Below are 14,038 nucleotides of genomic sequence, written 5' to 3'. Positions count from 1 at the left end.
TCTCCTCTTAGTTAGTTTTATGAGGGGACAAAGATACGATTTATCATTGAAAAACAACTATGCCATAGATGAAATCTTGCGGTAACCGAAATAGAGCAATACCACTCCGGCAATGATTAACGACTTGGGGTCAAGCTCCGAAGCTCCGCTCCGGATGGCAGTATCGAAGGTTTCGCGCAAGGTGTCCAGTATCAGCTGCACTCCGTCGAGGGAGACGAACAGTACGAGGGCCAGAGTAAAGCAGAATGCTGTCCATATCTGCGCCAAGTGGCGGCTACGGTCGGGCAGATGTCGCAGTACGCGGCGGCTGAACCCGTTATCGGCTATTTCCTGCCGGTGTTCGGCAAAGAATGAAGTCAGGAGTTTATCATCATTTTCCATCATAACCATTTTGTTTTAAGTAGGAAGCCATTTTGTCTTTCGCCCGCGAGAGGTGGCTTTTTACCGTTCCCGCCGGACATCCGGTGATACCTGCAATCTTTTCGATGCTTTGGTCTTCCATGTAGAAGAGCGTGATGCAGGTGCGTTCCATTTCCTTCAGTGTGGCCAGGGCACGGTAAATGTCCATGTGCTGTCCCACGTCCTGCTGCAGTGTGCTGCATTGAGCGTCCACTCGGTACGTATCCAAATCGTCCGTTTCTTTCCGGCTGCGAATATAATCATAAAAAACGTTATAGGCAATACGGTAGAGCCAGGTTGAGAAGCTGGACAGATTCTTGAACGAAGCGATGTTTGTATAGGCCTTGATAAACGTATCTTGTGCCAGGTCGTCACTCAACTCGCTGTCGCCGCAGGTCTGGTGCAGGAAGAACCGCCGCACGGGCGACTGGTACTTCTTTACCAACTGGTCGAAGGCCCTGGTGTTGTGAAACACCACGACCTGTGCGACTAACGATATGTCACCCATCTGACTCATTTTTCTTCGTTCTTCTTCTGTTGGCTGTAGAAAATCACCAATTGTCCGAAGCCGGTGAACATGACGAGTAAGCCGATACATCCGAGACCGAATTCTCCGGTAATGGCCCAAAGGAAGATGAACAGGCCGATGCCGACGAATATGTTGTTGATGCCTTTGCTGCGGATATCCGTTGCTGCGGCTTCTTTGAAGAAGTTTTCAGGCAGTTGCTGTCCGCTGGCCAGGGCCTGTTCCGCCAGGCGGTACTTGGCTTTCCGGTTTTTATAGCGGAAGAAGAATACTACGAATATGATGAGTAGCGGCAGTCCGAATACAAAGACGATGGCTGTTACGGCAATCACGGTCTCCGAGGTCTTGCTCCCGAGGTCGAACCCGTTCCAGTCCATACTGCTGTGGTGGGTTCTCCATTTTTCCGGAGCATCGCTACTGCCGGTACCGTTTTCATAAGTCATGATGCTGAGTGTGTCTGTTACGGTTTCTCCATTGATGACAGTGTCTCTCAATTCGATGACTCTTTTCTTGTTCCCCTGACCGTCGTTCTCTGTTACGGTTCTGTTTGCGCCTTGCACCAGTGTGCAGAACATCATGGCGAGCATTAATCCAAAAATGATACGTTTCATAATCTATGGTCTTTTAATTTGTTTCTTTGTCGGTTAGACGTGTCGTCACCTTTATAAAGTTGCAAAGAGAAGATATTTTTTTTAGAAAACCGGAAATAAGGCGATATTTTTCCGTGAAAATGTCTTATTGTCTTTTTTCCGGAATAACAAGAAGTAGGTATTTGCGACTGTAAATAGAGGTAAATATACAAACCGGGTTGTTTCTTATTGTAAATACTGTTATCTTTGCGCATCTGTTTTTATTGGGAAGTCTTGATGAAGTTGAGGAATATAATGAAGTGTTTCCTCCCTCTGCTGTTCATTGCCTATCTGGGAGGAATTACGCTGTTTACCCACTCGCATGTGGTGAATGGTGTTATCATTGTGCATTCCCATCCATTCAAGGGCCAGCATGAGCATACAGAGGTGCAGTTGGAAACCATTTTCTATCTAGCCTCTTTCGTCTCTTCTTCCCTTCCGTTGCTTCCGGTTGCCGCGACGGTTTTCCTTGTTTTGTTGTGTGTACTGAGCATTCTTACCACGGAATGCATCAAGTGTGTAAAGCTTCGTGGCGGTATTTGCCTGCGTGCTCCCCCTTCTTTTTTTCAAATCCGATAGATTAAGGCAATTCCGTTGTGGGATTGCGTCAACCTCATTGATTAACATATTATTTTAGAAGTACATGAAAAAATATATATTTTTTGTGGTGGGAGCAGTATGTCTGTTACTCTCATCAACCGTTTATGCCGAAGATTTGAAGAGTACCGATGCCAATATTGTCGGTCATGTAATAGAAAAAAGTACAAGGGAACATTTGCCTTATATGACAGTTTCGCTGAAAGGCACCACCATCGGGACCATGACCGATGCCACCGGTCACTATTTCCTAAAGAATCTGCCTGAAGGTGAGTTCACGTTGTCCGTCAGTGCCGTAGGTTATAAGTCGCAGGAGCGCAAAGTCGTTCTGAAACGTGGTAAGACCTTGGAAGAGAACTTTGAGTTGGAAGAAGACATGGTGGCACTGGACGGGGTGGTAGTCACAGCCAACCGCAATGAGACTGCCCGGCGCTTGGCACCCACTTTGGTCAAAGTGGTCACTCCTAAACTGTTTGAGCAGACAAACTCGCATACTTTGTCGCAAGGACTGGCCTTTCAGCCAGGTGTGCGGGTGGAGACCGATTGCCAGAATTGCGGTTATTCACAAGTGCGCATCAACGGGCTGGATGGGAAATATACCCAAATATTGATAGACTCACGTCCCATCTTTTCCTCTCTGGCCGGTGTGTATGGGTTGGAACAGATTCCCGCCAACATGATAGAGCGTGTGGAAGTGGTGCGTGGAGGTGGTTCAGCCTTGTTCGGTTCTTCGGCCATTGCCGGGACGGTGAATATCATTACGAAGGAACCGATTCGCAATTCCGGTTCTTTCTCGCATACCATTTCCAATTTCGACGGTTCCGGCTCGTTCGACAACAACACGACCCTGAATCTTTCCTTGGTTTCTTCGGACAGTAAGATGGGGGCTTATGTGTACGGCCAGAGCAGGCATCGTTCGGCATGGGACTCCAACGGAGACGGTTTTTCCGAATTACCGAAGCTGAAGAACCAGACTGTCGGTCTGAATGCTTACTACCGGACAAGTGCCTATTCCAAGCTGAGCCTTGAATACCATCATATGGAGGAATTCCGCCGTGGTGGAAGTGGCTTCAGCCTTCCCCCTCATATAGCCGAGGATGCCGGATTGAACGGTACCGGGGCGCCCGGACTGGTGGAACAGCTGAAACATTCCATCAACACGGGTGGGCTCAAGTTCACGGCTTTCTCCAAAAACCAGAAACATACGTTCAGTACCTATGCTTCGGCTCAGCACATCGTGCGCAATAGTTATTACAGCGCTTATGGAATGACTACGGACTTTACCGGTGTGCTGGGTGCCCAGTATATTTATCATTTTGACAAGTGTCTGTTTATGCCTGCCGATTTGACCGGAGGCATTGAGTTCAATCACGACAATCTGCATGACAAGGCAACGGACGTACAGAAGTATCGTGATGCTGCTTTGGCCGAAGATCCTACGGCAACGGGTGACCGCTTGCAACAACTGATTGAGAAATATACCCCCGCCCCGTTGAACCAAGTGGTGAATATAGCAAGCGTCTATGCCCAGAATGAGTGGAAGAACGAACAGTGGAGTTTCCTGATTGGCGGGCGCGTAGATAAAAACAGCATCATGGACAAGGCTGTTTTCAGTCCCCGTGCCAATATCCGTTACAATCCTACTCAGGATGTGAATATCCGTTTCAGTTATGCTGAGGGATTCCGTGCTCCACAAGCGTTTGATGAAGATCTGCATATCAGTAATGTGGGTGGAGAGTTGGTTTCCATTGTCCGCGCCAAAGGATTGAAGGAAGAGCGTTCGCGCAGCTTCAATGCTTCGGTAGATTGGTACCACTATTTCGGAGATTTCCAGGCAAACCTACTGGTGGAAGGCTTCTACACGAAACTTTCCGACCCGTTTGTCCTGACGCCTCCGGTGAAAGACCCGGATGGTAGCGCTTATCTGATACAGACCCGTATCAATGGTTCGGGAGCTAAAGTGTATGGCGGCACATTGGAAGGAAAGGTTGCCTATAAGGATAAGGTTCAGTTGCAGGCAGGGCTGACGCTTCAACGAAGTATCTATGACTCTCCCGAAGAATGGAGTGCGGATGAGGAGCACTTGTCGGAGAAAGAACGTTACAGCGACAAGATACTGCGTACTCCCGACGTCTACGGCTACTTTACAGCTACCTATATGCCGGTTAAAGCCTTCTCAATAGCTTTGAACGGCAATTATACCGGGCGGATGTACGTTCCCCATTTGCTTTCGGAGGTGAACGGTGAGGCGGATGTATTGGTAAAGAGTCCGGACTTCTTTGAGCTTGGAACAAAGATAGCTTACGACTTTGATTTTCAAGGGTTCTGTTTGCAGCTCAATGCCGGTGTACAGAATATATTCAATTCTTATCAGAAAGATTTTGACAAGGGGGCAAGCCGTGACTCCGGTTATATCTACGGACCGGGTGCACCGCGTTCCTATTTTGCAGGGGTGAAACTCAGTTTTTAAAAAGAGTATTGAACCGTGCTTTTTGTTTAGCCCCGTAGATTGGTGAAACGTATTTTGCACTATCTTTGCTGCCATAAAACAGTTCAAAGCATGAAGCTACCCTCATCTTTCACCGATTATACACGCGCCCTCTTGGGTGTGGAAGAATATGAAAAGCTGGCTGCCGCCCTGGAAGGGGAGCAGCCGGTCAGTATCCGACTGAATGAAGATAAATTACCGGAATCTTCATTCAGTCTTTTTCGTTCCTCTTTTAGGCATGTCCCTTGGTCTACTGCCGGATACTATCTGGACAAGCGGCTGACATTCACTTTTGACCCGCTGTTTCATGCAGGCTGCTACTATGTGCAGGAGGCTTCGTCTATGTTTGTGGAGCAGGCTTTGAGGCGGTATGTGGGCGAAGGACCGGTGGTGATGCTTGACCTCTGTGCGGCTCCCGGCGGGAAATCCACGCATGCCCGTAGCGTGTTGCCCGCAGGCAGTCTGCTGGTGGCCAATGAGGTAATCCGCAACCGCTCGCAGGTATTGGCGGAGAATCTTACGAAGTGGGGGCATTCCGGTGTGGTGGTCACTAATAATGACCCGGCAGATTTTTCTTCCTTGACGGACTTCTTCGACGTCATATTGACGGATGTCCCCTGCTCTGGCGAGGGGATGTTCCGTAAAGACCCCGTTGCGGTAAGTGAGTGGAGTGGGGAGAATGTGGAAATCTGCTGGCAGCGCCAGCGTCGCATCGTTACGGATATCTGGCCTTGCTTGAAGTCCGGAGGCATTCTCATCTACAGTACTTGTACCTATAATACAAAGGAAAACGAAGAGAACATCCGTTGGATACGGGATGAATTCGGGGCGGAGGTATTGCCGTTGGAAATTTCTACTGACTGGAATATTACGGGTAATCTATTGTCGGGAGAGGACTTTCCCGCCTATCGTTTCCTGCCCCATCGGACGAAGGGGGAAGGATTCTTTTTGGCAGTTCTCCGCAAACCGGGCGTGAGCGATGGGAATACCTGGGCCGGGCAGGTGAAATCCTGGGAAAAAGGAAGAAAACCTCAAGGAAAAGGAGCGAAAACTCCGGGTGTTTCCAAAGAACAGCTTTCGGCACTGCATGAGTGGTTTGCGGTTCCGGATAATTACGAATTTATCGTCAATGGCAACAACGTCAGCGCTTTCCCTAAAGCGTATCTCTCCGAACTGTCGGCTTTGCGTTCGTCACTCCGTATCGTGCAGGCTGGGGTAGATGTTGCCGAGTTGAAAGGAAAAGACTGGATGCCTGCTCATGGGCTCGCCATGAGTATAGCACTGAATCCGGATGCCTTTGCCCATGAAGAGATAGGCCGCGAGCAGGCCATCAGCTATCTGCGCAAGGAGGCTGTTGTCCTTTCGGAGACTGCTCCGCGCGGCATTGTCTTGCTCACCTACAAACAGATACCTCTAGGATTTGTCAAGAATATAGGTAACCGTGCCAATAATCTTTATCCCCAGGAATGGCGCATACGCAGCGGATATTTGCCGGAAGGGATGCTGGAATTGGCAACAATAACCGGGTGAAATCAATCACGTTACTGCAAAGCTGCTGTATATATTTTGCAGTAGCACTGCAGAGCTGTTGCAGTGACACTGCAAATATATATGCAGCGCGACTGCAACACATATGCAGTGGTGCTGCAACACATATGCAGTGCGACTGCAAAAAATATGCAGAACTTTGCAGTATAATAATTGAGTAGGAATGTACTATTTTTTATTGTTTCTTCAATGCAGTATTTTGTTTGTTCAAGCATTTTCTATATATAGATAACTGTTTTAAAACTAATACTATTTGCTTATGCTTAAAAAAACGATTACTGCCTTAAGCCTACTTTGTATCCTTGCAGCCTGCCAGAGTGACGACAACTCTTCACCACAACCCAAGCCTCGCAAAGACATTGCCTTGACCCGTGCCGAGCAGGAGATGATGGATTTAGGAACGGATTTCGCTTTCCGTTTCTTTAATCAGGTTTGTAAAACTGAGGTGGAAAAGCCCAATCTGTTCATCTCTCCTTTGAGCGCTTCGCTCTGTCTGTCTATGATTGCCAATGGAGCGTTGGGAAACACACTATCTGAGATGACAGATGTCCTGGGCTTTTCGGGCTATTCGTTGGAAGAAATGAACAACTATAATAAGAAGCTGGTGGAGGCGTTGCTCGATTTGGACAATACCACACAGTTGGGAATTGCCAATTCCATCTGGATAAAGAAAGGGTTCGGTGTTCATGACGACTTTGTAAGCGTAAACAAAAAGATGTATGACGCGCAAGTGCAGGAGCTGGATTTTGCCTCTCCCAAGGCTCCGGACATTATAAACGGCTGGTGTGCCGGGAAAACGAATAATTGCATCCCCAAAGTCTTGAATGAGATTCCGGAGACGGCGCGTCTTTATCTGTTGAATGCGCTTTATTTCAAGGGGATTTGGAAGAATCAATTCAAAAAATCGGATACGGCAGAAGAGGCTTTTACGAATGCTGACGGAAGCAAATCGACTGTACACATGATGAATCTTCGTGACGAGAGATTCAACTATGCCGAGAATGAGTATTTCTCAATGGCAGAGTTGCCTTACGGCAATGAGGCTTTCAGTATGGTGGTGCTCTTGCCGGCAGAGGGAAAATCGTTGGATGAGTGCCTGCCGCAGCTGAATGACGAGCGCTGGGGGGAATGGAACAGTAGTTTATCAAGCTCTGCCTTGAACCTTAAGTTACCCCGGTTTGAAATGGAATATGATAAAGAACTCATTGACGATATGATGGCAATGGGAATGCAGGAGGCTTTTACTCCATCGGCCGATTTTTCCGGAATGGCGGATGAGGATTTGTTTATCAGTTTGCTGCAACAGTTCACTTATGTGAAAGTGAATGAAGAGGGGACGGAAGCTGCGGCTGTAACTGTCGGAGGAATGGACGTGGCCGCTCCCGGACCAAGTACGGTAATTCCGTTCTATGTGGACCGTCCTTTCATCTTTCTGATAAAGGAGAAGAGTACGGGAGTTATTCTGTTTATGGGTAAAGTCACAAAACTATAACTACAATATATTGAAATAGAAAGAGCTGTCTGTCAACCGCAGACAGCTCTTTCTATTTATAACCGGCTCTTGTATATCTGTGCCATTGCCTTCTGATACTGGTTTTCCAGTTGCAGGAGGTTTGTCTTGCTTTGATAGACAACCGATATTTCAACGAAGTATTCAATCATACTGATTTGTCCTCCCATAAGTGCTTGTTTCAGTAAAGAAAGGTCTTGCTGTTGATGGAAGGTGCGCTCGTATTCCTCCATGGAAGCGTGCAGGTTCTTGGCCTCTTCATAGAGTTGCCACAAGGCAGAGCTGGCTTGCAGTGCGGCGTTCTCCTTTTGGTAGTCAATGTTGAGCGCTTGTGTCTTGGCTATCTTGACCTTATTGCGGTTTTCGAAAAGCGGGAAAGAGAAGCCTACTACTACACCGTTTAGCGGATGCCCCGATTCGGTATTTCTACGGTAACCCAGTTCCAGTTTGGGCAGCCAGCCTTGCTTGCTTGCCGAAATCTGTTTCCGGGCGGCAGAACTTTCACCCTGCAAGGATTGCAGGGTGGGGTCTGAAGCCAGCAGTTCGTCGGCCAGCGGGTGGAAGTCGGCCGGCAACGGCACTGCCGGGTATTCTGTCAATCCGAGTGTTTGGGCGTCGGGTGTGGTATCGGGTCTGGGACGTCCCGGTGTGAGCGGCTGGTTTCCGTTGAGGACAAGCAGCTCTTTCAGTTTATTGTTAAGTGCCGTCTGGTTCATGCGGGCTTCCGTGCGTACATTCAGCAACTCCAGATTAATCTTGTTGGTTTCCAGTGCATTGGCATCTCCCGTTTCCAAACGCCGGGTGTACATGGCCGACAGTTCCTCCGCATTCTTCAACCGTTCGTCGAGCAGGGCTTGCTGGCGTTGCAGCATGATGATGTCCAAGCATACTTCCTTCGCTTGCAACAATATCTGCTGGCGGAAGGCGGTGGCTTGTGCATCCAGTGCATTTGTCTTGAGTCGGTTCATCTTCCCTCGGGTGGCGTAAAGCGTGGGGAAGTCGAAGCTTTGCGAGATGACCATTTCGCCGACTGTCTCGTCACTGTTCTTGGAGTCCCAAAGGTGGGCGTATGACAGTGTAGGGTCGGGGAGGTTGTTGTTTGTCTTGTTCTCCAGTTTTTGTGAGGAAATGAGGTGGGAGTTAGCCTGCAATTCCTTGTTGTTGGCCTCTATCTGCTGGAGCACGGCATCAATGCCGGACGTTTGTGCGCTCATCCCCGCAAAAGCGAGGATGGCGGCGCTGAATATGAAAAATCTTTTATTCATTGTCTGACGTTTTAGGTTGTTGGTTATGGTGCATCATCAGGTAAACAATCGGAATGATGAAACCGTTCAGGAACGTGGATGTTAAAAGGCCGCCCAAGATAACCTTTGCCATCGGGCTTTGTATCTCGTTGCCCGGCAGGTCGCCACTGAGAGCCAGCGGGATAAGTGCCAGTGCACTGGATAGGGCGGTCATCAGGATTGGATTCAGACGGTCGAGCGAACCGCGGATAACGCTGTCGTAGACGCCATGGCCTTCTTCCTGCTGCAAGTGGTTGTAATGGCTGATGAGCAGCATTCCGTTTCGGGTGGCGATACCGAACAGTGAGATGAAACCGATGATGGCGGGGATACTCACTTCTCCCGTTGTGATGAGCAGGGCGAATACACCGCCTATCAATGCCAGCGGCAGATTGATAAGGATGATGGCACTCTCTTTCACACTGCGGAATTCATGGTAGAGGAGCAGGAATATCACCACGATGGACATGAACGAAGTAAGTGCCAGCGTGCGGCTTGCTGCCTGCTCGCTTTCGAATTGTCCGCCGTATTCGATGTGGTATCCTTCCGGCAGTTTGATTTGTGCGTCTACCTGGGCTTGTATATCATTGACTACACTTCGCAGGTCGCGGTCGGCCACGTTGGTGGAGATGACGATTTTACGCTTTACATTCTCGCGGCTGATGGTGTTCGGACCCATGGCCGAGCGGATTTCCGCTACATAGTTCAGTGGAATTTTCTGTCCGTCGCCCGTATCAATCATCAAGTTGCGTATTTTTTCCATTTCGTCGCGTAGGTTGTCTTTCACGCGTACGGTCAGGTCGAAGCTCTTTCCCTTTTCGTAAACTTGGGAAACGGCTTCACCGGCCAGGCAGACATTGACAAACTCCGAAAATTCGGGCAGTGAAATGCCGTATTTGGCAAGCATTTCTCGTTTGGGTGAAATGACAAGTTGCGGACGCTCAATCTGCTGTTCCACGTTCAGGTCGGCAATACCGGGAATCCCCTGGATGGCACTCTTGATTTCATTGCCCAGAGTGAACATGCGGTTCAGGTCGTCGCCGAACAGTTTGATGGCGATGTTCGCCTTTGTACCGGATAGCATGGCGTCTATACGGTGGCTGATAGGCTGGCCTATTTCCACGTTTGCCCCTACAATGGTACCCAGTTTTTCGCGGACTTCTGCCACGAGCTCGCTGCGCGAGCGGTCTTTCAACTCAAACGGTGCCTCGATCTCAGAGACGTTTACTCCCAGAGCGTGTTCGTCCAGCTCTGCACGTCCCGTTTTACGGGCCACGGTCTGTATTTCGGGGATGGAGAGCAGCAGCTCCTCGGCACGGTGCCCCATCTTGTCGCTTTCTTCCAGGGAAATGCCTGGAAGCGAGGAGATATTGATGGTGAACGAACCTTCATTGAAAGGCGGCAGGAACGAGCGGCCCAGGGTGAAGAAACAGCCGAGCGCTACTACAAATAGTCCGATAGTACCTCCCAGTACCCCTTTCTTATGCCCCAATACAAAAGTCAGTGCAGAACCATACCATTGCTTCATCTTGCGTGCTACGGCAGAGTCGCTGTTTTCGTTGTTTTGTTTTTTCGTTTTCTCTTTTCCCAATAGATAGGAGCAAAGTACCGGCGTTACGGTCAGTGCCACAACAGTTGAAGCCGCCAATGCCACAATGAACGCAATACCCAGTGGTACCAACATCCTACCTTCCATACCACTAAGGAAGAACAGTGGTACGAAGCTGACAATGATAATCAGCGTTGAATTGAGGATAGGCATACGCACTTCTTTCGAAGCATTGAACACCACTTCCAGAATAGGAAGTTGCTCGCCGGCAGGTTTCAGTCGGTTTTCGTGCAAACGCTTGTAGACATTCTCCACGTCCACGATGGCATCATCCACCAGCGAACCGATGGCGATAGCCATACCTCCCAGGCTCATGGTATTTATCGTAAAGCCCATATAGTGCAGGGCAAGGATGGAGGCAATCAGTGACAACGGCAGTGTCACCAGCGAGATGACTGTGGTACGTATGTTGGCAAGGAACAGGAAAAGCACGATGACAACGAAAATACCTCCCTCCAACAACGACTTCTGAACGTTTCCGATGGAACTTTCGATGAAACGGCTTTGACGGAAGATGTCTGTGGAAACCTTTACGTCCGCCGGTAGATTCTTCTGCAGGTCTTGCAGGGAAGCTTCCAGTTTGTCTGTAAGCTCCAGCGTGCTTGTGGCGGGTTGCTTGGTGACTGTCAGCAGTACGGCATGCTTACCGCGTTCCGAGGCGGTACCCAGTTTAGGAAGTTTGGCTCCGACTTGAACGTCGGCAATATCTTCCAGCAGGATAGGGGCGCCGGAGACTCCGTTGCTCCGCACCACGGCCTTGGCTATCTGGTCTACCTTGTCGGTAGAAAGTACGCCGCGTACGATATATTCATTGCCATATTCATAGAGCACTCCACCATTGGCATTCAGGTTCATTTCGCGGGTGATGTTCATCACTTCGCTCAATGTTACGCCGTAATGGCGCATCCGTTCCGGGTCCAGCTGCACTTGATATTCCTTGATGTCGCCACCCAGTACGGCAACTTGTGCCACACCGCCCGTAGAGAGCAGGCGGGGACGTATGGTCCAGTCGGCAATGGTACGCAAATCCAGCATAGAGGTCGAATCTGCTGTCAGACCTACAATCAGCATCTCGCCCAAAATGGACGATTGTGGGCCTAGTGTCGGCTTGCCTACGTTGGCCGGTAAGGATTCGCTGACGACTGCCAGCTTCTCACTGACAATCTGCCGGGCAAGATAGATATCTGTATCCCAGTCGAATTCTACCCAGACTACAGAAAAACCGTTCGTTGAGGAAGAGCGTACACGGCGCACACCCGTTGCACCGTTTACAGCCGTTTCTACGGGAAAAGTGACCAGCTGTTCCACTTCCTCTGCTGCCATACCATTTGCTTCGGTCATGATGACCACGGTCGGCGCATTGAGGTCAGGGAACACATCCACTTCCGTATGCATGGCGGTATAAGTACCGCCAATCAGCAACAGCACCGATGCTACCAGCACCAGGATGCGGTTCTGAAGAGAAAAACCAATTATTTTGTTTAACATCTTTTTATTTACTATTTACAATGTACAATTGGGCTGCGCAATGTCAGCCGCACTTGCTGTTTTATCTAATATTTCTTGTTTATCTGACTTTACACTCCCCATTCGTCACGTAACCCTTATACTGCATAGCGAAATGGTACTTTGTAAATTGTCAAATTGTACATGAGATTAGTGTTCATGGCTATGTGCCGGAATAGCATTCGTTGCCGATGCCAGCTTCACTTGATAGGCTCCTTGGGTTACGACGCGATCGCCTGCTTTTATGCCGGAAAGGATTTGTACACTTTCGCCATTGTCGGCACCCAGGGTGACAAGCTGTTTTTTGTAGCCCTCTTCATCCAGTTGCAGGTAGACAAAGAAGCTGCCTTGTTCCTCGGTCAGCGCACTGTGAGGAAGAGACAACACGTTCTCCATTGGTGAGGATAATAGGAATACTTCTACAAACGAGCCGGGAATAACGTCTCCCTTATTGTCGAATTCAAAAGTTACGGGTACATAATATCCGTTCTCACCCGAAGCCTTTCCATAAGAAAGCATGCGCCCGCCCAGTTCTTTCAATGTATATACCTTATTATTATAAGGAGTACAGAAGTTGGCAGAACCGATGCTGTTTAGGTAAGGATAGTACTTTTCGGATACATCCGCACGCAGGAAAAGCTTGCGGTTCTGGGTGACGCTTACCAACGGCTGGCCGACGCTGACGTAGTCCCCTTCTTTCACCAACAGATTCTTCACATAACCGCTGATGGGAGAAACAACAGCCTGGCCGCTTGCCGAATGGTTCTTTGCGACTGCCTCGTAACTGATACGGGCATTTTCGTAAATCTGTTCGGCTTGCGCGAATTCCTTTTCAGATACGATTTTGTTGCCTACAAGCGCTTTCATACGCTCGTATTCTTTTTTGGAAACCTCGTAGGCTATCCGGGCTTTCTGCACCGGGTCTCCGTCGGCCATGTTTTTGGATGACAATACCACCAAAGGAGTACCTTTGCTGACACTCATTCCTTCGATAACTTTTCCCTTGAAGGAAACCACGCCTGCTACTGTAGCTACGGCTACGCTCTCGTCTCCCTGGGCTGCCATCACCTGGCCGCTGGTCTTGATGACTTGATGGAAACTACCCGGTTCAACAGTGCTGACTGCTACGCCGGCAGCTTGCGCCTTTGCTGGTGGCAGGATGATTTCATCGCTTCCTCCGGCATGGTTTTCCTGCTCTTCGTGCTCATGGTTGTGTCCCTCATGTTCGTGGTCATGTCCGTCATGATTGTGCTCTTCTGTTTCGTGATTATGTCCTTCGTGGCTGTCTCCGGACTTACTGTTACAGGAGCCTAAAAGGAATAATCCCAAGACTCCCATGAAAATAACTTTTTTCATGATGATATTTGTTCTTACTTTTTGATTTTGAATACAAAGTTAGGGCATAGGGCGTGCAACCAAATTGCATTGTTCCTTATGCCGGATAGAAATCTGTCCCGGTGATGTTCCGGTAACAGTTAAGCAAGAAGAGACGGAGGGGCACGAAGTCCCGTAGCACATATGATAAATGTGCTATGAAGAGATTCCAGATAGATACACTCCTGCCTGCTTATGTCAAACTCGGGTAGGATGAGTAACTTGGAAAAAGGTTCAATGAGTAGGGTGACTGCCCACAAGGCATCCGGATGTGCACACACATCATTGGAAGAGCTGGGCGTCTGTTGTACAAAGTGGGTTGTCATGCATCCCGTGTCGCAACAGCAGTGCTCGTTGCCCGGGCTATGACGGTGTCCGCAGCAATCGGCGGTGATATCATTCTTCATGCATATCATTCCGTCGGCATGATGATGGTGGGGAATGACGGGTATCACCAGCATTATCAAGCTGATGAAAAAAAGAATATAGGTTATGTACTGTTTCTTTTTCATTCCTCTATCTTTGGACGGATGCAAAGATAGAGGTTAAGGACTTAATTACCAAATAGA

Annotated in this window: 11 protein-coding genes; 4 read left to right on the top strand and 7 right to left on the bottom strand. The window is 49.0% G+C overall.

Going from position 1 to position 14,038, the window contains the following annotated elements; translation table 11 throughout:
- Nucleotides 1-57 precede the first annotated feature (57 nt).
- From CSD97_RS06260 to CSD97_RS06250, 3 genes are read right to left on the bottom strand one after another with little or no spacing between them, the layout of a single operon-like run.
- Nucleotides 58-384 carry a DUF5056 domain-containing protein gene (locus CSD97_RS06260; protein ID WP_005827095.1) on the bottom strand — a complete coding sequence of 109 codons (327 nt, stop codon included), beginning with the start codon at nucleotides 382-384 and terminating at the stop codon, nucleotides 58-60.
- Complete coding sequence (locus tag CSD97_RS06255) at nucleotides 371-916, bottom strand: sigma-70 family RNA polymerase sigma factor (RefSeq protein WP_009037971.1); 546 nt, start codon at nucleotides 914-916, stop codon at nucleotides 371-373. Before CSD97_RS06255 ends, CSD97_RS06260 begins: the two co-directional genes overlap by 14 nt.
- Entirely contained in the window at nucleotides 913-1,536 is a 624-nt protein-coding gene (locus CSD97_RS06250) for a DUF6249 domain-containing protein (RefSeq protein WP_005833085.1), read from the bottom strand. Before CSD97_RS06250 ends, CSD97_RS06255 begins: the two co-directional genes overlap by 4 nt.
- 255 nt (nucleotides 1,537-1,791) lie before the next feature.
- On the opposite strand from CSD97_RS06250, the gene CSD97_RS06240 reads away from it, so the two are divergent.
- From CSD97_RS06240 to CSD97_RS06225, 4 genes are all read left to right on the top strand, one after another.
- The gene (locus CSD97_RS06240) at nucleotides 1,792-2,133 is read left to right on the top strand and encodes a hypothetical protein (RefSeq protein WP_008664012.1); all 342 of its coding nucleotides are present in this window, start codon (nucleotides 1,792-1,794) and stop codon (nucleotides 2,131-2,133) included.
- A gap of 64 nt (nucleotides 2,134-2,197) precedes the next feature.
- Nucleotides 2,198-4,621, top strand: a complete 2,424-nt coding sequence (locus tag CSD97_RS06235; RefSeq protein ID WP_005827082.1) for a TonB-dependent receptor — start codon at nucleotides 2,198-2,200, stop codon at nucleotides 4,619-4,621.
- Nucleotides 4,622-4,711: 90 nt separating this feature from the next.
- A complete protein-coding gene (locus CSD97_RS06230; protein WP_098032121.1) occupies nucleotides 4,712-6,169 on the top strand; it encodes an rRNA cytosine-C5-methyltransferase in 1,458 nt (485 codons plus the stop codon).
- 277 nt (nucleotides 6,170-6,446) lie between these two features.
- Entirely contained in the window at nucleotides 6,447-7,679 is a 1,233-nt protein-coding gene (locus tag CSD97_RS06225; protein WP_005827075.1) for a serpin family protein, read from the top strand.
- Nucleotides 7,680-7,735: 56 nt separating this feature from the next.
- Here CSD97_RS06225 and CSD97_RS06220 read toward each other — a convergent pair whose 3' ends face one another.
- From CSD97_RS06220 to CSD97_RS06205, 4 genes are all read right to left on the bottom strand, one after another.
- Nucleotides 7,736-8,962 (bottom strand): TolC family protein, encoded by a 1,227-nt coding sequence (locus CSD97_RS06220; RefSeq protein ID WP_005827073.1) that lies wholly within the window; start codon nucleotides 8,960-8,962, stop codon nucleotides 7,736-7,738.
- The gene (locus tag CSD97_RS06215; protein WP_098032120.1) at nucleotides 8,955-12,077 is read right to left on the bottom strand and encodes an efflux RND transporter permease subunit; all 3,123 of its coding nucleotides are present in this window, start codon (nucleotides 12,075-12,077) and stop codon (nucleotides 8,955-8,957) included. Before CSD97_RS06215 ends, CSD97_RS06220 begins: the two co-directional genes overlap by 8 nt.
- A 168-nt stretch (nucleotides 12,078-12,245) precedes the next feature.
- A complete protein-coding gene (locus CSD97_RS06210) occupies nucleotides 12,246-13,451 on the bottom strand; it encodes an efflux RND transporter periplasmic adaptor subunit (RefSeq protein WP_098032119.1) in 1,206 nt (401 codons plus the stop codon).
- Between the two features lie 119 nt (nucleotides 13,452-13,570).
- On the bottom strand, nucleotides 13,571-13,981 hold the full coding sequence (locus CSD97_RS06205) for a DUF6769 family protein (RefSeq protein ID WP_098032118.1): 411 nt from the start codon (nucleotides 13,979-13,981) through the stop codon (nucleotides 13,571-13,573).
- Between the last annotated feature and the right edge of the window lie 57 nt (nucleotides 13,982-14,038).

It is taken from the genome of Bacteroides sp. AR29, from assembly GCF_900217715.1.
In the GTDB taxonomy this organism is placed as follows: domain Bacteria; phylum Bacteroidota; class Bacteroidia; order Bacteroidales; family Bacteroidaceae; genus Bacteroides; species Bacteroides uniformis.
This window is presented reverse-complemented; position numbering and strand designations above follow the sequence as displayed.

Excerpts from the sequence above, each read along its gene's own strand:
- CSD97_RS06230 (WP_098032121.1), top strand. The coding sequence starts at position 4,712 with ATGAAGCTACCCTCATCTTTCACCGATTATACACGCGCCCTCTTGGGT.
- CSD97_RS06260 (WP_005827095.1), bottom strand. The coding sequence starts at position 384 with ATGATGGAAAATGATGATAAACTCCTGACTTCATTCTTTGCCGAACAC.
- CSD97_RS06205 (WP_098032118.1), bottom strand. The coding sequence starts at position 13,981 with ATGAAAAAGAAACAGTACATAACCTATATTCTTTTTTTCATCAGCTTG.
- CSD97_RS06250 (WP_005833085.1), bottom strand. The coding sequence starts at position 1,536 with ATGAAACGTATCATTTTTGGATTAATGCTCGCCATGATGTTCTGCACA.
- CSD97_RS06255 (WP_009037971.1), bottom strand. The coding sequence starts at position 916 with ATGAGTCAGATGGGTGACATATCGTTAGTCGCACAGGTCGTGGTGTTT.
- CSD97_RS06240 (WP_008664012.1), top strand. The coding sequence starts at position 1,792 with ATGAAGTTGAGGAATATAATGAAGTGTTTCCTCCCTCTGCTGTTCATT.
- CSD97_RS06215 (WP_098032120.1), bottom strand. The coding sequence starts at position 12,077 with ATGTTAAACAAAATAATTGGTTTTTCTCTTCAGAACCGCATCCTGGTG.
- CSD97_RS06235 (WP_005827082.1), top strand. The coding sequence starts at position 2,198 with ATGAAAAAATATATATTTTTTGTGGTGGGAGCAGTATGTCTGTTACTC.
- CSD97_RS06225 (WP_005827075.1), top strand. The coding sequence starts at position 6,447 with ATGCTTAAAAAAACGATTACTGCCTTAAGCCTACTTTGTATCCTTGCA.
- CSD97_RS06220 (WP_005827073.1), bottom strand. The coding sequence starts at position 8,962 with ATGAATAAAAGATTTTTCATATTCAGCGCCGCCATCCTCGCTTTTGCG.
- CSD97_RS06210 (WP_098032119.1), bottom strand. The coding sequence starts at position 13,451 with ATGAAAAAAGTTATTTTCATGGGAGTCTTGGGATTATTCCTTTTAGGC.